The sequence below is a fragment of the Amycolatopsis sp. cg13 genome, from assembly GCF_041346965.1.
Taxonomy (GTDB): domain Bacteria; phylum Actinomycetota; class Actinomycetes; order Mycobacteriales; family Pseudonocardiaceae; genus Amycolatopsis.
In genome coordinates, this window is sequence record NZ_CP166848.1 from 3,217,193 (window position 1) to 3,237,417 (window position 20,225).

At 69.8% G+C, this 20,225-nt stretch carries 21 protein-coding genes; 8 read left to right on the forward strand and 13 right to left on the reverse strand.

Annotated elements, in window-relative coordinates; translation table 11 throughout:
* Positions 1-55: 55 nt before the first annotated feature.
* Entirely contained in the window at positions 56-1,801 is a 1,746-nt protein-coding gene (locus AB5I40_RS14510) for a putative Ig domain-containing protein (protein WP_370939010.1), read from the forward strand.
* A 48-nt stretch (positions 1,802-1,849) separates the two neighbouring features.
* Here the strand turns inward: AB5I40_RS14510 and AB5I40_RS14515 are convergent, their stop codons facing one another.
* The 3 genes from AB5I40_RS14515 to AB5I40_RS14525 form a co-directional block, all read right to left on the reverse strand.
* Positions 1,850-2,284 carry a VOC family protein gene (locus tag AB5I40_RS14515; RefSeq protein WP_370939011.1) on the reverse strand — a complete coding sequence of 145 codons (435 nt, stop codon included), beginning with the start codon at positions 2,282-2,284 and terminating at the stop codon, positions 1,850-1,852.
* A 9-nt stretch (positions 2,285-2,293) separates the two neighbouring features.
* Complete coding sequence (locus tag AB5I40_RS14520; RefSeq protein ID WP_370939012.1) at positions 2,294-3,568, reverse strand: S41 family peptidase; 1,275 nt, start codon at positions 3,566-3,568, stop codon at positions 2,294-2,296.
* 82 nt (positions 3,569-3,650) lie between these two features.
* Positions 3,651-4,676: a 6-phosphofructokinase gene (locus AB5I40_RS14525; protein ID WP_344267830.1), complete on the reverse strand. Its 1,026-nt coding sequence runs from the start codon at positions 4,674-4,676 to the stop codon at positions 3,651-3,653.
* Positions 4,677-4,966: 290 nt separating this feature from the next.
* Between AB5I40_RS14525 and AB5I40_RS14530 the strand changes: the two genes are divergently transcribed.
* Positions 4,967-6,058, forward strand: a complete 1,092-nt coding sequence (locus AB5I40_RS14530; RefSeq protein WP_370939013.1) for a 3-deoxy-7-phosphoheptulonate synthase — start codon at positions 4,967-4,969, stop codon at positions 6,056-6,058.
* A 333-nt stretch (positions 6,059-6,391) separates the two neighbouring features.
* Here the strand turns inward: AB5I40_RS14530 and AB5I40_RS14535 are convergent, their stop codons facing one another.
* Entirely contained in the window at positions 6,392-6,880 is a 489-nt protein-coding gene (locus tag AB5I40_RS14535; protein ID WP_067595152.1) for a polyadenylate-specific 3'-exoribonuclease AS, read from the reverse strand.
* Between the two features lie 20 nt (positions 6,881-6,900).
* Positions 6,901-7,662: a lysophospholipid acyltransferase family protein gene (locus AB5I40_RS14540; protein WP_370939015.1), complete on the reverse strand. Its 762-nt coding sequence runs from the start codon at positions 7,660-7,662 to the stop codon at positions 6,901-6,903.
* A gap of 218 nt (positions 7,663-7,880) precedes the next feature.
* On the opposite strand from AB5I40_RS14540, the gene AB5I40_RS14545 reads away from it, so the two are divergent.
* From AB5I40_RS14545 to AB5I40_RS14560, 4 genes are read left to right on the forward strand one after another with little or no spacing between them, the layout of a single operon-like run.
* Positions 7,881-8,648: an alpha/beta hydrolase gene (locus AB5I40_RS14545; protein ID WP_370939016.1), complete on the forward strand. Its 768-nt coding sequence runs from the start codon at positions 7,881-7,883 to the stop codon at positions 8,646-8,648.
* Positions 8,645-9,193 (forward strand): hypothetical protein, encoded by a 549-nt coding sequence (locus tag AB5I40_RS14550; protein WP_370939017.1) that lies wholly within the window; start codon positions 8,645-8,647, stop codon positions 9,191-9,193. Before AB5I40_RS14545 ends, AB5I40_RS14550 begins: the two co-directional genes overlap by 4 nt.
* A 10-nt stretch (positions 9,194-9,203) precedes the next feature.
* Positions 9,204-10,343: a glutamate--cysteine ligase gene (locus AB5I40_RS14555; RefSeq protein ID WP_370939019.1), complete on the forward strand. Its 1,140-nt coding sequence runs from the start codon at positions 9,204-9,206 to the stop codon at positions 10,341-10,343.
* Positions 10,344-10,361: 18 nt separating this feature from the next.
* Positions 10,362-10,817, forward strand: a complete 456-nt coding sequence (locus tag AB5I40_RS14560; protein WP_370939020.1) for a YdeI/OmpD-associated family protein — start codon at positions 10,362-10,364, stop codon at positions 10,815-10,817.
* Here AB5I40_RS14560 and AB5I40_RS14565 read toward each other — a convergent pair.
* Positions 10,814-11,380, reverse strand: coding sequence for a TetR/AcrR family transcriptional regulator (locus tag AB5I40_RS14565; protein ID WP_370939021.1), 567 nt, complete (start codon positions 11,378-11,380; stop codon positions 10,814-10,816). The two genes, AB5I40_RS14560 and AB5I40_RS14565, sit on opposite strands and share 4 nt — an antisense overlap.
* 106 nt (positions 11,381-11,486) lie before the next feature.
* Here AB5I40_RS14565 and AB5I40_RS14570 point away from each other — a divergent pair, with 106 nt between their 5' ends.
* The gene (locus AB5I40_RS14570; RefSeq protein WP_370939022.1) at positions 11,487-12,275 is read left to right on the forward strand and encodes an SDR family oxidoreductase; all 789 of its coding nucleotides are present in this window, start codon (positions 11,487-11,489) and stop codon (positions 12,273-12,275) included.
* Between the two features lie 388 nt (positions 12,276-12,663).
* Here the strand turns inward: AB5I40_RS14570 and AB5I40_RS14575 are convergent, their stop codons facing one another.
* From AB5I40_RS14575 to AB5I40_RS14605, 7 genes are all read right to left on the reverse strand, one after another.
* Complete coding sequence (locus tag AB5I40_RS14575; RefSeq protein WP_370939023.1) at positions 12,664-13,533, reverse strand: NUDIX domain-containing protein; 870 nt, start codon at positions 13,531-13,533, stop codon at positions 12,664-12,666.
* Between the two features lie 489 nt (positions 13,534-14,022).
* Entirely contained in the window at positions 14,023-14,949 is a 927-nt protein-coding gene (locus AB5I40_RS14580) for an ROK family protein (RefSeq protein ID WP_354745587.1), read from the reverse strand.
* 15 nt (positions 14,950-14,964) lie between these two features.
* Entirely contained in the window at positions 14,965-15,429 is a 465-nt protein-coding gene (locus tag AB5I40_RS14585; RefSeq protein ID WP_370939024.1) for a hypothetical protein, read from the reverse strand.
* A complete protein-coding gene (locus AB5I40_RS14590) occupies positions 15,426-16,583 on the reverse strand; it encodes an ArsA family ATPase (protein WP_370939025.1) in 1,158 nt (385 codons plus the stop codon). The genes AB5I40_RS14585 and AB5I40_RS14590 overlap by 4 nt, the downstream gene beginning before the upstream one ends.
* Positions 16,584-17,021 carry an SRPBCC family protein gene (locus AB5I40_RS14595; protein ID WP_037809841.1) on the reverse strand — a complete coding sequence of 146 codons (438 nt, stop codon included), beginning with the start codon at positions 17,019-17,021 and terminating at the stop codon, positions 16,584-16,586. It lies immediately after the preceding gene.
* A 27-nt stretch (positions 17,022-17,048) separates the two neighbouring features.
* Entirely contained in the window at positions 17,049-17,843 is a 795-nt protein-coding gene (locus tag AB5I40_RS14600) for a metallophosphoesterase (protein ID WP_370939026.1), read from the reverse strand.
* 9 nt (positions 17,844-17,852) lie between these two features.
* Entirely contained in the window at positions 17,853-18,263 is a 411-nt protein-coding gene (locus tag AB5I40_RS14605) for a polyketide cyclase / dehydrase and lipid transport (protein WP_370939027.1), read from the reverse strand.
* Between the two features lie 112 nt (positions 18,264-18,375).
* Between AB5I40_RS14605 and AB5I40_RS14610 the strand changes: the two genes are divergently transcribed.
* Entirely contained in the window at positions 18,376-20,172 is a 1,797-nt protein-coding gene (locus AB5I40_RS14610; RefSeq protein WP_370939029.1) for a long-chain fatty acid--CoA ligase, read from the forward strand.
* Positions 20,173-20,225 lie beyond the last annotated feature (53 nt).

Sequence of the window (20,225 nt, forward strand, 5' to 3'; positions counted from 1 at the left end):
TGGCGGCACCGCTTTTCGCCCGTCTTCCGGGCAGCGGCGTACCAGGAAGGACGCGATGATGCGTGCAGGAACGACCTTGAGACGGCTGGCCGCCGCCGGTGCGGCGCTCGCGCTGGGGGCGGGGGTGGCGGCGACGTTCACCCCGGCCGCCGACGCCAGCCCGCAGCTGAGCCCGGCGTCGTGCGCCAACGCACCTGAGGGCTACGCGAAATGCCAGGCGGTGCAACTGGTTTCCTCCGGTGCCCGTCCGGCCAGCGCGATGAGCCCGACCGATCTGCAGAAGGCCTACGGCGTTGCCGGATTGAAGAGCGGCGGGACCACCGTCGCGATTGTCGACGCCTTCGACGACCCCGGCATCGAGAAGGACCTGAACGACTACCGGTCGCACTGGAACCTCGGCTCCTGCACCAAGGCGAACGGCTGCCTGACCGTGGTCGGCCAGGACGGCACGAGCACGCTTCCGTCCAAGACCGACTCGGGCTGGGCGACCGAGATGGCCATCGACGTCGACGCGGTCAGCGCGCTCTGCCCGGACTGCAAAATCCTGCTGGTGGAAGGCAACAGCAACGAGGACAGCGACCTCGCCGCGGCCGTCGACAGCGCGGTCCGGCTCGGCGCGAAGATCGTGTCCAACAGCTACGCCGACCACGAAAGCGCGATCCCGTCGGACGCCGAGCAGCACTACAACCACCCTGGCGTCGCCATCCTCGGCGCCACCGGCGACTGGGGCAGCGAAAGCGGCGCGCAGGCCGAATACCCGGCCACCTCGCCCGAGGTGGTGGCGGTCGGCGGCACCACGCTGACCGCGTCCGGCGGCGGCTACACCGAAACCGCCTGGAACAAGACGGGCAGCGGCTGTTCGAGCAAGTTCAGCAAGCCCGCGTTCCAGAACGGGATCAGCACCGCGTGCGACAATCGGGCCACTTCGGACATTTCAGCCGACGCGGATCCCAACAGCGGCATCACGATCTACGTCAACGGCCAGCAGTCGCAGTACGGCGGCACCAGCCTCGCCACCCCGATTGTCGCCGGCATCTGGGCGCTCGCGGGCGCGCCGAAGGACGGCGACAACGCCGCGACCTACCCGTACGCGCACACCGGCGACTTCAACGACGTCACCTCGGGCAGCAACGGCAGCTGCGGGACCGTCATCTGCAACGCGGGCACCGGCTGGGACGGCCCGACCGGCCTCGGCACCCCGCACGGCGTCAACGGCCTCACCCCGGGCGGCGGCACCAACGGCAAGCTGAGCGTCAGCAACCCGGGCAACCAGAACAGCGTGGTGGGCAAGGCGGTTTCGCTGAAGGTCACCGCTTCCGGCGGCACCTCGCCCTACACGTACTCGGCGGACGGGCTCCCGGCCGGGCTGTCCATCGACGGCAAAACCGGCTCCATCACCGGCACGCCGAGCGCCGAGGGCACCAGCAAGGTCACCGTGACGGCCACCGATTCCGCCGGGGCGACCGCGCAGGCTCCGTTCACCTGGACCGTCACGACGGCCCCGGTGGGCAAGCTGACCGCGAAGTTCACCACCGACTACGACTACGGGTTCGGCGCCTTCGCGCACTTCACGATCACCAACGGCGGCGCGTCGGCGGCGAACGGCTGGACGCTGTCGTTCGACCTGGCGTCGAACGAGTCGCTGTCGAACACGAACCCGGGCACCGCGTCCGGATCGACCGGGCACGTCGTGATCACCGGCCAGGACACCATCCCGGCGGGCGGCAGCCTCACCGTGTCGCAGATCTACCAGGTGTCGGGCGGCTCGTTCACCGCTCCGGCCAACGTTTCCGTCTCCTGAGAATCTGACCGTCGCCGTGCCGCGTGCCCCGCGGCACGGCGGCTTTTCTCAGTCCACGCAGAACTCGTTGCCCTCGACGTCCTGCATCGGGATGCAGGACTCGTTCACGCCGTCCGACTCCAGCACCTGCACGATGGACGCGCCCAGCGCCACCAGCCGGTCGGCCTCGGCCTTCAGGGCCGCCAGCCGCTCCTCGCCCACCAAGCCAGTGCCCACGCGCACGTCGAGGTGCACGCGGTTCTTCACCACGCGGCCTTCGGGCACGCGCTGGAAGTACAGCCGCGGCCCGACCCCGTTCGGATCGACGCAGGCCGCCCACGAGCCCTGCTCCTCGGGCGGCTGGGTGCGGTCGAACTCGGCCCAGCCGGCGAACCCTTCCGGCGGTGGCGGCGCGACGTATCCCAGCACCTCGCACCAGAAGCGGGCGACCCGCACGGGTTCCGCGCAATCGAAAGTGACCTGGAACTGCTTGACCGACCCCATGCGCTCACCTTACCGGCGGGCGGCGGCCAGCGCCGGATCCCGCCCGGCGGCGAGGTCGTCCGGGGCGAAAACCGGGACCTCGATATCCGGACTGATGCCGGTGCCGTCGTAGGTGCGGCCGTGCGGGTCGAGGTACTCCTCGTTCGGCAGTGCCACCTTCCAGCCTTGCTTCGGCAGCGTGCGCTCCAGCATGTCCGAGAAGGCACCCTGAGTGGACTGTCCGATCAGGACTGGCCGCGGATGCCGGTTCAGCAGTGCTTGCAGGAAGGTCTCCCCCGCTGAGACGTCGAGGCTGCCGGTGAGCACCGTCAACGGACCGGTGTAGCGCGGTGCCGCAGCGGGCTGCACGAAGAACGGTTGCGCCGCGGTGAACTGCGCCGGATTGTCCGGATCGTTGCGGGCGCGTTTGGCGTAGGCGAAGTGCGGTGTGTCGGTCAGCCGCGCGGCGACCTGCAAGCCGAGCGGATCGTCCCCGCCACCGTTGACGCGCAGGTCGAGGATCAGGCCGCGGAGGTGGTGCACCCGGTCGGCAGTGAAGATCTCGTCCAGCGCTGTCGCCAGGACTTTGCTGCTCGCGGCGAAAGTGTCGGCGTAGTCGTGGAAACTGCTGATCCGCAGGTAACCGCGACCCTCTGGCAGATCGGCGTAGGCGATGGCTCCGCCGGCCCAGCGGTAGATCGGCGGCCGAAGTTGGGCATCGGCGACGGCCATCGCACGCGGGCCGGTCGTTTTCAGATCCGGGGTGCCGGGCCGGGGCGAAGAGCAATGCTGATCTCCCGCGAGCAGGCCGACATGAGCGTCGTGCAACGGACGGATTAGTCCACATAGGACGTCGAAGAGCCGTTCCGGGTGCGCGGTGATCTCGCGGCGGGCAGCGTCTCCTTCGGACTTCCAGTCGACGCCTTTCGCTGGGAAAAACGGGTAATTCTCGGCAAAGGTATGCCAGAAGACGTCGAACACGTCGGCAGCCGGGCGCTGGCATTCGGTCGGCAATCCACCGGGAACACGCCGCAACGACCGCACACCCAGGTTGTCGTCGAAACTCATCCTGCCCGCGCGGATGGTGACGACGGATCCCTCGTTGGCAGAAAACCTTGTGCCGTCGCCAGTTCCGGAAAGAGAGCCGGGCAAGCAGCTGACCTTGGTGACGTCGTAGGTCGTCAGTTTGCCGCCGGACACTTGGACCAATTGCCCGTACCCGTCCGTCCGCCACACACCGTCCACAGTGGAGTTCGGCACCACGGTGGCCGAGAGCATCGTCAAGCCCGCCAGGAAGATTCGCACGAGCCGAGGGTAGAAAAAAGCCGGGGGCGCGCGGAATACCGCACGCCCCCGGCACCGTGGTGGGGTTGCCCCTACCCGTGGCTCAGCCGAAGAAGACTTCGGCCTCCTGGTAACGCTCCAGCGGAACGGTCTTCAGTTCGGCGGTCGCCTCGGACAGCTTCACGCGGACGATGTCGGTGCCCTTGAGCGCCACCATCACGCCGAAGTCGCCGTCGGCGACCGCGTCCACCGCGTGCAGGCCGAAGCGGGTCGCGAGGACCCGGTCGTACGCGGTCGGGGTGCCGCCGCGCTGGACGTGGCCGAGCACGACCGCGCGCGATTCCTTGCCGGTGCGCTCGGTGATCTCGTCGGCGAGCCAGTTGCCGATGCCGCCGAGCCGGACGTGCCCGAAGGCGTCCTTCTCTCCGGTCAGCAGCTTTTCCTCGCCGCCCTCGGGCAATGCGCCCTCGGCCACGACGATGATCGGCGCGTACTCCTTCTCGAAGCGCTGCTCGACCCACTGCACGACCTGGTCGACGGAGAACTGCCGCTCCGGCACCAGGATCACGCTCGCGCCGCCGGCGAGGCCGGAGTGCAGCGCGATCCAGCCCGCGTGCCGTCCCATGACCTCGATGACGAGCGCGCGGTGGTGCGATTCGGCCGTGGTGTGCAGCCGGTCGATCGCCTCGGTGGCGATGGAGACCGCGGTGTCGAAACCGAACGTGTAGTCGGTGGCCCCGAGGTCGTTGTCGATCGTCTTGGGCACGCCGACGACGCCGATGCCGTCGTCGGTCAGCCGCTTGGCGACGCCGAGGGTGTCCTCGCCGCCGATCGCGACCAGCGCGTCCACGCCCTGGTCGGCGAGCACCTTGCGGATCTTGTCGACGCCGCCGTCGACCTTGTACGGGTTCGTCCGCGACGACCGCAGGATGGTGCCCCCGCGGGTGAGGATGTCCTCGACGTCGGCGAGGCCGAGCGGCCGGCTGTCGCCGGTCAGCGGGCCCTGCCAGCCGTTGCGGAAGCCGACGAACTCCCAGCCGTGCACTTCGACGCCCTTGCGGACCACCGCGCGGATGACCGCGTTCAGGCCGGGGCAGTCGCCGCCCCCCGTCAGCACACCGACACGCATCTGTTGCCTCCGTCTTTCCTCGCAGGGAGAGTGCAGTCACAGTCCGCGGACAGCGTAGCGGCTTTCATCTGGATCGGTGCAGGGCGGACCACCTGCCCAATCCGGTCCAGGCCGGGGCCGTCTGGCGGTGTGTTACCTTGGGGCTGTGCAGCGCTATTTCTGGTTTACGAAGCCGGCCCCGGGTGGGCACGGCGGCGTGAACCTGCGCTGACCTCCACCCCGAGCCGGATTCAGAACCGGCTCGGCGATTCTCCCGCGGGTCGGTGTCCACCAGGAAGGACCACCCGCACATGAACACCCCCCTCGTCGCCGCCCCCGCCGACGCGAGCACCCTGGACAACCGCCGCACCACGTCGGTCAGTCCCCTCATCTCGCCCGCGTTATTGCGCGAAGACCATCCCGTGGACGCCGCCGTCGCGAAAGTCGTGCAAAACGGCCGGACGGAAACCGTCGACATCCTCGACGGCCGCGACGACCGCCTCGCGGTGATCGTCGGCCCGTGCTCGGTCCACGACCCCGAAGCCGCCCTCGACTACGCCCGCCGCCTGGCCGCCAAGGCTGAGTCGCTGCGCGAAGACCTGCACATCGTGATGCGGGTGTACTTCGAAAAGCCGCGCACCACTCTGGGCTGGAAGGGCCTGATCAACGACCCGGACCTGGACGGCACCTTCTCCGTCAACAAGGGCCTGCACCTGGCCCGGAAACTCCTCCTGGACGTCTCCGAACTGGGCCTCCCGGTCGGCTGCGAATTCCTGGACCCGATCACCCCGCAGTTCATCGCCGACATCGTCACCTGGGGCTCGATCGGCGCCCGCACCGCGGCCAGCCAGGTCCACCGGCAACTGTGCAGCGCCCTCTCCATGCCGGTCGGCATCAAGAACTCGACGGAAGGCGACATCCAGGTAGCCGTGGACGCGACCCGCGCCGCCGCGGCGTCCCACGTTTTCCCCGGCATCAACGTGGACGGCCTGGCCGCCCTGGTGACGACCTCCGGAAACCCGGACTGCCACGTAATCCTGCGCGGCAGCTCCGCGGGCCCGAACTACGACCCGGCCACCGTGGAGGAAACCCTCGCCCGCCTGGCGAAATCGGGCCTGCCGGAACGCCTGGTGATCGACGCGAGCCACGGCAACAGCAACAAGGACCACGTCCGCCAGTCCGAGGTCGTCCGCGACCTGGCCGCCCGGATCTCCGCCGGCGAACGCGGAATCGCGGGCCTGATGCTGGAAAGCAATCTGGTCGCCGGACGCCAAGACCTGGTGCTGGGCCAAGCGAGCGAGCTGACCTACGGCCAGTCCATCACCGACGCCTGCATGGACTGGAACACGACGGAAGACCTGCTGGACACCCTGGCAACCGCCGTCCGCACCCGCCGCCGCTGACCCTCACTCGCCGAGCCCGTCCGCAGCGCCCCAATGTGGCATTGGGTGCATCTGACGCACCGAACGCCACATTGGGTGCATCGCACGCACCCAATGCCACATTGGGGCGCTAGCCCCACCCACCGACCGCAGCCGACACACCCAACGATCGAGGCACCCAGCCCCTCCCCCGCACCCCGATACGAAGCGTCCCTGCGGTCTGGGGGTGCTTGTCAAGGCATCTTTCCCGCCTTGACAAGCACCCCAGACCGTCAGCACAATCACGCTTCGGGGTGCCCCACGCAACCACCAAGGCAATGTCGCCGCCAGGCGACGAGCCGAAGAGCAGCAGATTCACCGCCTCCGGAACGCCTCCTCAATAACCCCCCACCGCTGCAAGTTATGCCGAGCATCAGCCAACGCGTCATGCTGATCCCCAGGCGCAGCAGGCAACTTAGGCTTCCCCGCATCCTCCCACCGCTGCCGCAAATCCCGGGTGAACCGAGGCAACTGCCGAGGCAACGCAGGCATCGGCCCCCACAACTGCGCCAACGCCACATGGTCATAAGCAGCGAACCAAGCCCAGAGCTCGATCCCCCCAGGCGGCTTCCCGAAGAACTCCAGCAGATCCGCCCGAATCCGCTCGCGGCTGCGCCAAGCCGGATCCGCCGGCGAGGGCAGCTTGGGCAGCACATTCTCCCGCACCCAAGCCCCGGCCCTGCCAGGGTCGAAATCAGTGGACACGGCATAGAACTCGCGTCCGCGCTCGTCAACGACACCGATCGACACCAGGTCAATCGTCACGCCGTCCTCAATAAACTCGGTGTCGTAGAAAAAACGCACCGGGGAACTCTAGTGGGGCGCTACCCGGCCTTCGTCTCCGGCACCCGATCGGCGTCAAGACCACTCGGCTGAGGCGGCACCGCGGGCTTGACACCGGCGGCCTCGGCTGCCAGCAGCTCCTTGGCCTTCGCCGCGTAAATGTCCACGTACTCCTGGCCGGACAGCTCCATCAGCGCGTACATGATCTCGTCGGTGATCGACCGTTCGATGAACCGGTCGCCCGACAGGCCCTCGTAGCGGGAGAAGTCGAGCGGCTTGCCGAAGCGGATCTCGAGCCGCCGCGGCCACCACATCTTGGAGCCGATCGGGTTGACCTTGTCCGTGCCGACCATCGCCACCGGGATCACCACGCCGCGCGATTCGAGCGCGATCCGGGCGACGCCGGTCTTGCCCTTGTACAGCCGGCCGTCCGGGGAGCGGGTGCCCTCGGGGTAGATGCCGAGCAGGTGCCCGTCCTTGACCAGCCGGATCGCGGTGTCGAGCGCGGCCTGCGCGGCGTTGCCGCCGGAGCGGTCGATGGGGAACTGGCCGACGCCGGTGAAGAACCACTTCTTGAGCAGGCCCTTGAACCCGGGCTCGGTGAAGTACTCCGACTTCGCCGGGAAGGTGACCTTGCGCTTGACCCGCAGCGGCATGAAGAACGAATCCGCGACCGCGAGGTGGTTCCCGGCGAGGATGGCGCCACCCGTCTCGGGGATGTTTTCGGCGCCGACGACCTTGGTGGGCCACAGCGTCTTCAGCAGCGGCCCGATGAAAACCCACTTCATCAGCAAGTACAGCACCGGGTTCCAGTCCTTTCCTGCCCGCGCGGGCCCCGGCAGGTCAGGGTACGGAACAAGCACCGGCCCGCACAACGCGCCAGCGGGCGGTCACCCGGGGGCAGCGACCGATCTCACAGCGGGACCGGAAGGATCCTCGCTTCCGGAGTGGGCCCCACAACCCGGCTTCGGCGTGAGAGCATGGGAAGACTCCACCGCTTCGATTCGGAAGGGCGTTCGTGATGGGCGTGCTCGCCGGCGCGGAACCGTTCTCCCACCCGGGTACCTCCGGGGCCGGCTTCCTGCTCTGCCACGGATTCACCGCGACGCCCGACGGCATGCGCGCCTGGGGCGAGCACTTGGCCGCCGAGGGCTTCGCGGTGCGCTGCCCGCTGCTGCCCGGCCACGGCACGCACTGGCGCGACCTCAATCGGACGACCTGGCAGGACTGGTACGCCACGGTCCGCGAGGCGCTGCTGGCGCTGCGCGCGGAATGCGACCAGGTGTTCGTCGGCGGGATGTCGATGGGCGGGACGCTCACCCTTCGCCTCGCCGAGGAATTCGGCCCGGACATCTCCGGCATCGTGCTGGTCAACCCGTCGGTCACGCGGCTGAGCCTGGACGCCAAGGTGCTGCCGCTGCTGTCGCGGGTGGTCCCGTCGATCCGCGCGATCGGCAACGACATCGCGAAGCCCGGCGAGGTCGAGCTGGCCTACCCCCGCACGCCGGTGCGGGCCGCGGCGAGCCTCGCCCGGCTGTGGAAGATCGTGCGCGCCGACCTGGCGAAGGTGACGCAGCCGGTGCTGCTGCTGCACTCGCGGGTCGACCACGTCGTCGAACCCGAGAACTCGCAGATCGTTCTGGACGGCATCTCGAGCACGGACGTGACCGAGGTGGTGCTGGAGAACAGCTTCCACGTCGCGACGCAGGACCACGACGCGGAACTGATCTTCAGCCGCAGTGTCGACTTCGCCCGGCAACCGCGGGCGGGACAGGTGGGTGCCGGATGAACCGGGGGAAAGGCGCGGACGGACCCGAGGACGTCGACGCCACGTTCGCCGAGATCGTGGCCGACCTGCGGGCCGAGGGCGTGGGCGTGTTCCTGGACGAGGACCCGTTCTCCAGCGCCGGCCCCGCGTCCGCCGAACCCGAGGCCTCCGCCGGAGCCGAACCCGAAACGGGCAAGGCCAAGCCGAAGCCCACCGCGGACCCGCCCGCTCCGCCCGCGCCCGCGTCGTCGTCGGACGGCTGGCGCACCGGCGGCAGCGACTGGGACACCACCATGTTCTCCGGCGACCCGGCCGAGGACGACGAGCACTACGTGCCGCCGGAGCCGCCGCCGCTGCCGCGCTGGCGCAAGGGCGCGTTCATCGTGCTGCTGTTCTTCGTCGTCGGGCTCCTGCTGCTGATCGTGCCGAACCTGATCGGGGTCGGGCCCGCGCTCGCCACGCCGCTCGGCATCCTCTCGCTCGCCACCGGCATCGCGCTGCTCCTGCTGCGCGTGCGCCAGGGCCCGCCGCCCGGCGCGGACCCCAGCAACGGCGCCCAGGTCTGACCGGACGGGCATGCGGATCGACTTCCAGGCGTCGCGGCGTTCCACGGTCGGCGCGGAATGGGAACTCGCGCTGGTGGACCGGCGCAGCGGCGAACTGCGGTCGGTCGCGGAGGAACTGCTCGCCGCGGTCTGCCCGGAGGGGGAGGCCGAGCATCCCCGGATCAAACAGGAGCTGCTGCTCAACACGATCGAGGTGGTCAGCGGCGTCTGCCGCACGGTCGGCGAGGTGAAAAAGGACCTCGACGAGGCGCTGGACGAGGTGCACCGGGTCGCCGACCCGCTGGGCGTCGAGCTGTTCTCCGCCGGATCGCACCCGTTTTCCTCGTGGTACCGGCAGAAGGTGACCGACAAGGAGCGCTACGCCAAGCTCATCGACCGCACCCAGTGGTGGGGCAGGCAGATGCTGATCTACGGCGTGCACGTCCACGTCGGGCTCGACCACCGGGACAAGGTGCTGCCGGTGCTCGACGGGCTCCTGCGCTACGCGCCGCACCTGCAGGCGCTGTCCGCGTCGTCGCCGTACTGGTCCGGAGAGGACACCGGGTACGCCTCGAACCGGGCGCTGATGTTCCAGCAGCTGCCGACCGCCGGGCTGCCGTTCCAGTTCCGCGAATGGGCGGAGCTGGAGGGCTACGTCGAGGACATGTTCACCACCGGCGTGATCGACCACTTTTCCGAGATCCGCTGGGACATCCGCCCGGCCCCGCACTTCGGCACCATCGAGATGCGCGTGTGCGACGGACTGCCGACGCTGCAGGAGGTCGGCGCGATTTCGGCGCTCACCCAGTGCCTGGTGGACGACTTCAGCGCCCGCCTCGACAAGGGCGAAACGCTGCCGGTGCTGCCGCCGTGGCACGTGCAGGAGAACAAGTGGCGCGCCGCGCGCTACGGCCTCGACGCGATCGTCATCCTCGACGCCGCCGGCCGCGAACGCCTCGTCACCGAAGATCTCGCCGAGCTGCTGGACCGGCTGGAACCGGTCGCGCGACGGCTGGACTGCGTCCGCGAGCTGCGCGACGTCGAGAACATTCTCCGGGTGGGCGCGAGCTATCAGCGGCAGCGGGCGGTCGCTAAGCAGTACAACGGATCTTTGAAGGCCGTGGTCGCCGCGCTGGTCACCGAGATGCGCGACGGCGTTCCGCACGCTTAGCTGGTCTGGGAGGCAGCGATGTCGCATACGTTCAGCACGCTCGTCGAGCTCAACGGCAAGACCGCCACCGGTTTCCGGGTCCCGGCCGAGGTCGTCGAGGCGCTCGGCCAGGGACGGCGGCCGAAGGTGCGGGTGAGGATCGGCCCGCACACCTACCGCAGCACGGTCGCGGTCTACTCCGGCGAGTTCATGCTGCCGCTCAGCGCGGCGAACCGGGAGGCGGCGGGGGTCGCGGCCGGGGAGACGGTCGAGGTCACGCTCGAAGCCGATCTTGCCGAGCGGACGGTGGAGATGCCGGACGATCTCGCTGCCGCACTGGCTGACCGGAAGGGCGCGCGGGCCGCGTTCGACAAGCTTTCCTTTACCGCCCAACGGGAACGCGCCGAAGCTGTTACTTCCGCCAAGCGCGCGGAGACCCGGGAGCGGCGGATCGCGAAGATCGTCGCGGAGCTTGCCGGGGACGGGCTTCCCTAGCCCACCGTCACCCCTGGCTTGCCGAAGCCGCCGAGCACGGTGTCGACGACGCGGGTCGCCAGCGTGTCCGGATCGGCGGAGTCTTGGTCCTGCGCTGCTTCGTGGATGAGCGCGCAGTACACGCGGCGCGCCCAGACCAGGTCGACGCCGGGCCGCAGCGTGCCGGTTTCCTCCAGGCGCTGGAAGAAGACGTCGCACTGGGCGACGACGTCCGGGGTCAGGACGCCTTCTTCCTGCGGGTGCGCGTTCATCGCGAACCCCCACCGGAGCTTGACGCTCAGCACCTTCGCGGTCACCTGGTAAAGCGCGACCAGCGGCGGCGTGACGTCCGGCCGGACGCTGGCGAGCGCGTCGTGGAACTGCTGCGTCGCCCACAGAGTCATCGCGTCCACCAGCGCGTCGCGGCTGGCGAACCGGCGGTGCACGGTCGTCCGCGAGACGCCCGCCGCCTCCGCGATCTGCTCCATCGTCGCCGCCGGGTTGTCGCTGAGCACCCGTTCGGCGGCCTCGAGGATCGCCTGAGCCGTCCGTTCCGAGTCCGCGCGCAGGGCCCGTTTCTCCATGCTGCCCAGTTTACGCCATGGTTGCCACTCTCATCATAGTTGCGACACTTGTGTTGCAACTGCTAGCTTAGATGCATCGGACCTGACACGCCTTGGGGGCTTTCGAATGGACATGCAGTTGACCGGCAAGACCGCAGTGGTCACCGGAGCGAGCCGCGGAATCGGCCTGGCCACGGTTTCCGCGCTGATCGGCGAAGGGATGCGAGTGGTGGCCGCGGCCCGGACGATCACGCCGGAACTGAAGGAAACCGGCGCGGTGCCGATGTCCGTGGACCTGTCCGCTCCAGACGGCCCCGGACGGCTGATCGACCAGGCCGTGGCTGAGCTAGGCGGATTGGACGTCCTGGTGAACAACGTCGGCGGCGGCGACAGCAGCGAGGGCCAAGCTGGCGGTTTCTTGTCGCTCACCGATCAACAGTGGACAGACATGGTGGAGCTGAATTTCCTTGCCGCGGTACGGGCTTCTCGCGCTGCCCTGCCGCACCTGATCGAACGGCGGGGCGCGATCGTCACGGTCTCGTCGAATGGTGCGCGGATCCCGCATTCGGGCCCGATCGCTTACACCACCGCGAAAGCCGCGCTGACGGCGTTCGGGAAGGCACTGGCGGAGGAGTTCGGGCCACAGGGCGTACGGGTAAATACGGTCTCCCCCGGGCCGGTTCGTACCGCACTGTGGGAAGGCCCAGACAGCTACGGCGCCGAGCTGGCTTCGTCGATGGGGATGCCGCATGGGGATTTGCTGGCCGCGGTTCCGGCGGGTGCGGGGATGCTGACGGGCCGGTTTGTCGAACCGGAGGAGGTGGCCACGCTGATCACGTATCTCGCATCGCCGCTGGCCGCGAGCATCACCGGGACGGACCATCTTGTCGATGCAGGGGCGGTGAAGACTGTGTGACGGCTGATCGCCTAGGCCGGTTGCTCCACGCCGACCTGGGCTGGGTGAGGTGGGCGTGGGCTCGGCTCAGTGAGGCACCGCACGCTCTGCGGGCAAGAGCTGGAGCGGCAAGATCGCGCGGCTTGCCTGGTCGGTCTAACTCCGGCAGCGAGGTTTTGTCCCGCGCACCCGCGCACCCGCGCACCCGCGCACCCGCGCACCCGCGCACCCGCGCACCCGCGCACCCGCGCACCCGCGCACCGAGGCCGCCTACCCCACCGCGCAACTCGCGGTCACCGCCGCCCGCGAAATCCTCGCCCAGTAGCAGCGAAACCGCGACTGCCCAACCCCAGTAAGGAGATTCCCGGCCACCTACGCCCCGACGGCGCGCCAAGACCGTGACGAGCGCCTAGCTGCTGAGCTCCCGCAACAAGGTTCCCGGCCCGAGCACCCGCGCGCCGAGATCGCCGACCCGGCCGCGCAGTTCGCGGTCGGCCGTCACGACCACGACGTGATCCTCCAGACGTTGCCGGGCGGCGGCAGTCACCTCGACGATCTTCGAATCGCCGTCGGCGTCCGCCGAGACGACCTCGACGCCCGGGATCGGCTCCACTCCCCTGGCCTTGCCCTCGACCACCAGCACCACCCGGGGCCACCAGGACCACGCCGGGCCCGCGCCGATGCCGGCCACGTCGTCGCGCAGTCCGCGTTCGGCCGGGCCGGTCAGCTGGTCGCGGAGCCGTTCCGCGGCGCCGCGGCGGTCGCGCCACCAGCCGTCCGGACGGGAGCCCATCACGTTCGCCGCGTCGACCACCAGGACCAGTTCCCGGCCCAGTTGCTCGCGCAGCATCGGCCAGGCGGCGGCGAAATCACGGTGAAGGTCGAGCGCGGCCACCTCGTCCGGCGGGACCCAGCGCATCTCGGCGCTTTCCTCGTTCGCGACCTGCGCTTGCAACGCACTGTCAGCCAGCCCGAGCACGGTCGTGTACTGCCACTCGCCGTGATCCAGCACCGACGCCGACATCGCGCGAAACGCCGACGCCGGAATGGCGGCTTCTTCCCACGCTTCCCGAGCAGCGGCCTCGTGCACGGTCTCGCCGACTTCGAGCGCACCGCCGGGCAAGGCCCACGTGCCGCCGTTGTGCACCCACCACGCACGGCGCTGCAACAACACGCCCCGGCGGGGATCGCACAACAACAACCCGGCCGCACCGAACGCGCCCCAGTGCTGCCTGCCGCAAGAACACCGCACAAAGCGGTTGGCGGTCATCGGCGTCACCCGGCCCAGCCTTCCACAGAACCGCGCGAGTGCCTATGCCGGTCAAAACCCGAGGATCGCTCCGGCGACAGCGGCAGGTTACGAACCTCGTGCGCGGCGAATCCGGACCGAACCGGAATCAGCAGCCAACGCCGACGCCCGGCCCACGACCGCCCGGCGGGAGTCGCGCACCGCCGGTGCGCGATCCCTGCCAACGGGAACCAGCAAACCCGGCAACACAGCCATCACCAACGCCGCCCACCTGCTACCACTCCGGCAAGAACAGCAGCCCACCAACCGGCCCAGCGAAAACCGGAATCAACCGCCACAACGCGGACACCGCCAACGCCCAGCCACAACCGCCCAGCGGGATCGCGCACCGCCGGTGCGACGCCCCCTGCCAACGGGAACCAGCAAACCCGGCAACACAGCCATCACCAACGCCGCCCACCACTCCGGCAAGAACAGCAGCCCAGCGAGAACAAGAACCGGAATCAGCGCCAGCAAGCCCTACAACGTGTCCATCGCCAACGCAGCCGCCCCCACGATCGCCGTGTCGTCCCCCAGGTGCGCAGTCCGGATCCGAGCCAGCGGGCGGTGCCGCGCACCCGTAATCGCCCCGGAGTAATGCTCCCTGGCCTCGTCCAGAAACAACGGCGCGGACTCCGAAACCCCGCCCCCGATGACGATGATCTCCGGGTCGAAGACGTCCGCCACCAAAGCCAGTCCCTCGCCTAGCCACTTGGCCAGCTCCGCCATGGCGCGCAAGGCGATCGGGTCGCCGTCGCGGGCTGCGCGGGCTACTCGGCGGCCGGTGACCGAACCGGGGTCTCCGGCGATTTCCCGGGACAGCACGGTGGAACGGCCGGGGTACCGGGCGAGCAGTTCGACGGCGGTCGCGGCCAGCGCGGTTCCGCTGCAGTAGCGCTCCCAGCAGCCGTACTTTCCACACGGGCAAGCGCGGCCGTCGCGCACCACGGTGAGGTGGCCGAGTTCCGGGGCCACTCCGTGTGCGCCGCGGTAGATCTCGCCGTCCAGCAGTAAGCCCGCGCCGATTCCGGTGCCCAGGGCGACCAAAGCGGCAACCCCGGCCCCGCGGGCGGCGCCGAAGCGGTGTTCGGCGACTACCGCGGAGTTGACGTCATGCTCCAGGGTCACCGACAGGCCGACGCGTTTCGCGATCCGGTCCGCCACCGGGGCGTTGCGCCAGGCCAGGTGCGGCGCGAACATCACCGAGCGCCGGTCGCGGGTCACGAAACCGGCGACCGCCAGGCCGACCGCGGCGACGTCGTGGCGGTTGCGCAGGCTTTCGACGACCCCGGCGATGGCGTCTTCGAGCGCGTTCTCCTCGCTCGGCGTCCCGACGCGCGCCGTGTCGAGAAGCGAGCCGCGCTCGTCCACGACGCCGGCTCGCACGCTGGTGCCGCCGACGTCCACCCCTACGGTCAGCAATCAGTTCTCCCGATCCGGCTGCCAGTCCGCGCGCTTGCGGACGACGATGTGCTGGACCCGCGACGACGATTCCGAAGACGACGCTGCCGCGGTCGCGGGCGGATGCGCGGCGGGCCGGAACCCGGGCATGTGCACGCCCTCGTCCGGCTCCCAGCGGTCCGCGAGCACCGCCCGCAGCAGCGCGACGAGCTGAGCGGCCTGTTCGAGGACCCTGGCCACGAACTCCGGCCGCTCGCCGCGCACGACGGCGACGATCGCACACAGCGGGCACCATCCGCATCCCGAAGTGCTGTCCTCCACACCGGTGCCACCCTCGGCGCCGGGTTCCTCCGGGGCGCCGTGCCCGGCGGCCATCACACCTTCGAGCCACGGCGCGGCGCGTTCGATCACCATCTCGACCAGCAGCCGGATCTCCTCGGCCAGCTTCAGGCCGTCCGCGTAAGACCCCTCGTGTTCTTCGCTCACCCGGATCCCCGGTTCCCGGCCAGGCTGACCACCAGGCCGTCGGCGTCGGATTCCGCGCCGGTGATCCGGCACGGGCGCAGCGTCTCGGGCAGGGCGACCAGCCGGCGGAACCCGTCCACGGTGATCGCCAGGTCGTCGTCCACGCGGGCGAGGTCGACCGCCGAATCCCGGTCCAGCGGGAGCGCGACCCGCAGCCGGAAGCCGTCTCCATCAGCAGCGACCGACAGCAGCGGCGTGACCGGTTTTCCGTTGCCGGACAACGGATCCCGGCTGCCGTACAGCTCGCGGGCCAGCTCGGCGAGCGCCTCCGCGCCCACCGGTTCGCTCGCCCGGTGTTCGACGCGGGCCAGCTCGCCGGGACCGAAACCGGCCTTCGCGAGTTCCGTCAGAACCGCGTCCTGCTGATCCCGCCGGGTGCGCAGCCATTTCGCGGCCGAACCGCGCCAGAAACCGGGCGCGGGCATCAGCCGGTTGGCGATCAGGCCGTCGACCGCGATGCCGCGCAACGCCAGCGACGTGAGCGTCCGCCGTGCCTCGGCGACCACCACTCGTTCCGGCGTGAGCACCAGCCGCACGGTCGTCACGCGCGGGTCGGTGAGCAGTTCGCGCAGCGCGTCCAGATGTGCGCCGAGCTGCCGGACCGACGCCGCGACGCGCCGGTTGCCGAAAACCCGGCCCAAGTAACCCGACACGGCTTCCGGCAGCGAAAGCAAGCGCAGCGTCTCAGCGGTCGGACCACAGTCGACCACCACGGTGTCCCACGGACCCTGCGACGCCAGCCGACGCACCTCGCTCAGCGCGAGCAACTCGTCGACGCCGGGCAGCACGGTCAGCTCTTCCGCGTCCAGGATGTCCAGACCGGCTCCGGCCAGCACTTTCCGCAGTTCGCCGCGCAGCTCGTGCCACGTGCGATCGGCCAACGCCCGCGAGTCCACCTGCGCCGCCCACAGACCGGCTGGCGTGCCGTCCCGGCGGATGTCCACTTCGGAGGGTTCGGCGGCAAGCGGCGTGCCGAACGCGTCGCCGAGCGAATGCGCCGGATCGGTGGACACGACGAGCGTCTTCCTGCCGCGGCCGGCGAGCGCGGCAGCGGTAGCCGCGGCGAGCGTCGTTTTCCCGACACCCCCCTTGCCGGTGAACAGCAGGATGCGCATTTAGCCCTCGGCCCTGCGCTTGAGCTCCTTGAGCGCGGTGTCCATGACCATCTTCTCCGCCTTGCGCCGCAGCAGCCCGATCATCGGGAGCGCCAGCTCAACGGACAGCGTGTAGGTGACGCGGGTGCGCCCGCCGCCGAGCGGTTCGAGCGCGTACCGGCCGTTCTGCGCCTTCTGCATCTGGCCCTTGACCAGGTGCCAGCTGACGCCGAGACCGGAATCGTCCCAGTCGTACTCGAGCGTGTACACGTCCTTGATCGGCCCGGCGTCGAGGGTGAGCTTCACCTGCTTCGCACGGCCCGCGTCGTCGGTCGCGAGCACCTCGGTCTCGCGGACCGCCTTGGCCCACTCCGGGTACGCGGGGAAATCGGAGATCACCGACATCACCCGCGCGGGCTCGGCGTCGACCTCGATGGACTGCGTGGACTGCTCGGCCATGGGACGAAGCGTAGCCGGACAGCACAGTCACCAGCGCAGCACGTACGGCTGCCCGGTCTCCTTGAAGTGACCTACGTTACGGCATTCGGTGTGCCCGACCCGGCGCCGCACGGCCAGCGGCTGGTGCACGTGCCCGAATACCGACCAGCGCGGACGCTGCCGCCGGATCAGGTCCAGCAGGGCCTTCGAACCGAGTTCGGCGCGTCGCGCGACCACGTCGTAGGTCAATTCGGGCACCGCGGGCGGGATGTGCGTGCACAGGACGTCGACCTGATCCAGCAGCGAGACCGCCGCGTCGAACTCCTCGCGCGCCCGCAGGTACGGCCGCCACGCCGCGCCCTTGCGCGGACGCGGGAGCACGCCGTCGGGCAGCACCGCGCCGCCGGCGAAGCCGAACCGCAGGCCGCCGATGGTGACGACCTCGCCGTCGACCAGGTGCACGCCCTCGCTGGCGAACTCCGGCCACGCTGACGGCGCGTCGACATTGCCCGGGATCGCGTACGTCGGCGCGGTCATCGAAGCGAACATCGTGGAGTACTGCTCCCGGACCGCTTCGTCGACCGCGGCGGCCGGGTCGTCCAGGGTGGCCCACAGCGTGCGCGAGTAGGCGACCGTCTCGTCCCTGGTGCCTTCGCGGCGCAGGCGGGCGAACTCGCCGACTTTCTCCGCGCCGAACAGCACGCCCATGATGCCTTTGTCGTGGTCGTGGTAGTCGACGAAGTCGAGCAGGTCGCCGAGCACGACCAGCGCGTCCGCCCCGTCCCCCGCCCGCTTCAGCGCGTCGGCGTTGCCGTGCACGTCCGAAACGACGTGAACCCGCACAAGAGCCTCCTACTCGACGGTCCGGGGCGGAACCCCCGGCTCGCGCCCGTCCTCGAGGATCTCCTTCAGGCTCAGCGCCACGTCCTTCGCCGCGCGCGCCCGCCGGTCGAACTCGCGGCGCAGTTCGCGCGGGCTGAGCTCGCGCGGGACGCCGCCGGGACCGGCCGGCGTGGCCCGGAGGAAGTAATGCAGCACGGTGCCGTCGAGAACAGGTTCCAGCCAGACCTCCATGGTACCGATCAAGGCGCCCGTGACGGTCCAGCGCAGGCCCTTGTCCCCCCGGTCGGTGTAGACCTGCAACTCCAGGTCGGGCCAGTACCGCCGCCACGAACGCGGGTCGGCGAAGGCCGCCGCGACGGTGGACGGGGGCACGACGATGAAGGTCTCGTCGACGAGATCGAGAGCTGGCGGTGCGTGCACCCGGACACGATGTCACGACCTCGCCGCGCGCCCCGTGCCAGCATGGTCTTAAGGTCTACGGCACGCTAAGTTGACTGGCGGGTAACCGCACGCGTCGAACACGGAGGTCCGAGTGCGCGAATACAGCGCCCCCGCCGGGAAGCCGGTGACCGACGACGAGAATCTGGCCGATGTCGTCTGGGCGAACGCGGAGCGGTTCTCCGACGTGGTCAGCTTCCGGCGGCAGGTCGAGGGCACCTGGCTCGACGTGACCGCGAAGGATTTCGCCGACCAGGTCGCGGCCGTGGCCAAGGGCCTGATCGCGGCGGGCGTCGGGCACGGCGACCGCGTCGCGCTGATGTCGAAGACCCGCTACGAGTGGACGCTCGTCGACTTCGCGATCTGGGCCGCGGGCGCGGTCACGGTTCCGATCTACGAGACCTCGTCGCCCGAACAGGTGTACTGGATCCTGTCCGACTCGGCCGCCAAGGCCGTCGTCGTGGAGACCGGCGCGCACCGGAAGGCGATCGACGAGATCGGCGGGCGGCTCAGCACGCTCGAGCACACCTGGCAGATCGAGGGCGACTCCCCCGCGGTCGACGAGCTGACCGCGCTGGGCGCCGAGGTCTCCGACGAGGACCTGCACACCCGCCGTCGCAGCGTCACCGCGAACGAGACGGCCACGATCGTCTACACCTCGGGCACCACCGGGCGGCCCAAGGGCGTCGAGCTGACCCACCGGAACCTGCTGGCCGAGATCCGCGCGGACATCGAGGCGTTCCCGGAGCTGATGGAGCAGGGCAACTCGCTGCTGTGCTTCCTGCCGCTGGCGCACATCCTCGCCCGCGCGATCGCCATCACCGCGCTCACCGCCCGGGTCACGCTCGGCCACACGCCGGACGTCAAGAACCTGGTCCCGGACCTCGGCACCTTCCGGCCGACGTTCGTGGTCGCCGTGCCGCGCGTGTTCGAGAAGGTCTACAACACCGCCAAGCAGAAGGCGCACGCCGACGGCAAGGGCAAGATCTTCGACGCCGCCGAGGCCACCGCGGTCGCGTACAGCGAAGCGCAGGAAAAGGGCGGCGCCGGGCTCGGCCTGCGCGCGAAGCACCTGGTCTTCGACAAGCTGGTGTACGGCAAGCTCCGCGCCGCGCTGGGCGGCCGCTGCATCGCCGCGGTGTCCGGCGGGGCCCCGCTGGGCGCGCGGCTGGCGCACTTCTTCCGCGGCATCGGCGTGCCGGTGTTCGAGGGCTACGGCCTCACCGAGACGTCCGCCGCGGCGAACGTGAACACCAGCGCGGCGTTCCGCGTCGGCACCGTCGGGCGCCCGGTCGCGGGCACCTCGGTGCGCATCGCGGAGGACGGCGAGGTCCTGCTGAAGGGCGACGTCGTGTTCGGCCGGTACTACAACAACCCGGAGGCGAGCGCGGAAGCCCTCACCGACGGCTGGTTCCACACCGGCGACCTCGGCGAACTGGACGCGGAAGGCTTCCTCAAGATCACCGGCCGCAAGAAGGAGATCATCGTGACGGCGGGCGGCAAGAACGTCGCCCCGTCCGGTCTCGAGGACACCATCAAGGCCGCGCCGCTGGTGAGCCAGGTGATGGTGGTCGGCGATCAGCGGCCGTTCATCGCCGCGCTGGTGACTGTTGACGAGGAGTACTTCCCGGCGTGGAAGTCCCAGCACGGCAAGCCCGCCGAGGCGACGGTGTCCGAGCTGGCCGAGGACGCGGACCTGCGCGCGGAAATCCAGGCAGCGGTCGACGAGGCGAACAAGCAGGTCTCGCACGCGGAGTCGATCAAGAAGTTCATCGTGCTGGCGAACGACTTCACCGAGGCTGGTGGCGAGATCACGCCCAGTTTGAAGTTGAAGCGCAATGTGGTGAACAAGAACTACGCGTCCGACATCGAGGCGCTGTACCGAAAGTAGCCCAACCCTGCGAAAACGGGCCCGCACCGATATCCGGCGCGGGCCCGTTTTCG

Coding starts and splice junctions, on each gene's coding strand:
- AB5I40_RS14510 (WP_370939010.1), top strand. CDS start 56: ATGATGCGTGCAGGAACGACCTTGAGACGGCTGGCCGCCGCCGGTGCG.
- AB5I40_RS14515 (WP_370939011.1), bottom strand. CDS start 2,284: ATGGGGTCGGTCAAGCAGTTCCAGGTCACTTTCGATTGCGCGGAACCC.
- AB5I40_RS14525 (WP_344267830.1), bottom strand. CDS start 4,676: ATGCGTGTCGGTGTGCTGACGGGGGGCGGCGACTGCCCCGGCCTGAAC.
- AB5I40_RS14530 (WP_370939013.1), top strand. CDS start 4,967: ATGAACACCCCCCTCGTCGCCGCCCCCGCCGACGCGAGCACCCTGGAC.
- AB5I40_RS14545 (WP_370939016.1), top strand. CDS start 7,881: ATGGGCGTGCTCGCCGGCGCGGAACCGTTCTCCCACCCGGGTACCTCC.
- AB5I40_RS14550 (WP_370939017.1), top strand. CDS start 8,645: ATGAACCGGGGGAAAGGCGCGGACGGACCCGAGGACGTCGACGCCACG.
- AB5I40_RS14555 (WP_370939019.1), top strand. CDS start 9,204: ATGCGGATCGACTTCCAGGCGTCGCGGCGTTCCACGGTCGGCGCGGAA.
- AB5I40_RS14560 (WP_370939020.1), top strand. CDS start 10,362: ATGTCGCATACGTTCAGCACGCTCGTCGAGCTCAACGGCAAGACCGCC.
- AB5I40_RS14565 (WP_370939021.1), bottom strand. CDS start 11,380: ATGGAGAAACGGGCCCTGCGCGCGGACTCGGAACGGACGGCTCAGGCG.
- AB5I40_RS14570 (WP_370939022.1), top strand. CDS start 11,487: ATGGACATGCAGTTGACCGGCAAGACCGCAGTGGTCACCGGAGCGAGC.
- AB5I40_RS14590 (WP_370939025.1), bottom strand. CDS start 16,583: ATGCGCATCCTGCTGTTCACCGGCAAGGGGGGTGTCGGGAAAACGACG.
- AB5I40_RS14595 (WP_037809841.1), bottom strand. CDS start 17,021: ATGGCCGAGCAGTCCACGCAGTCCATCGAGGTCGACGCCGAGCCCGCG.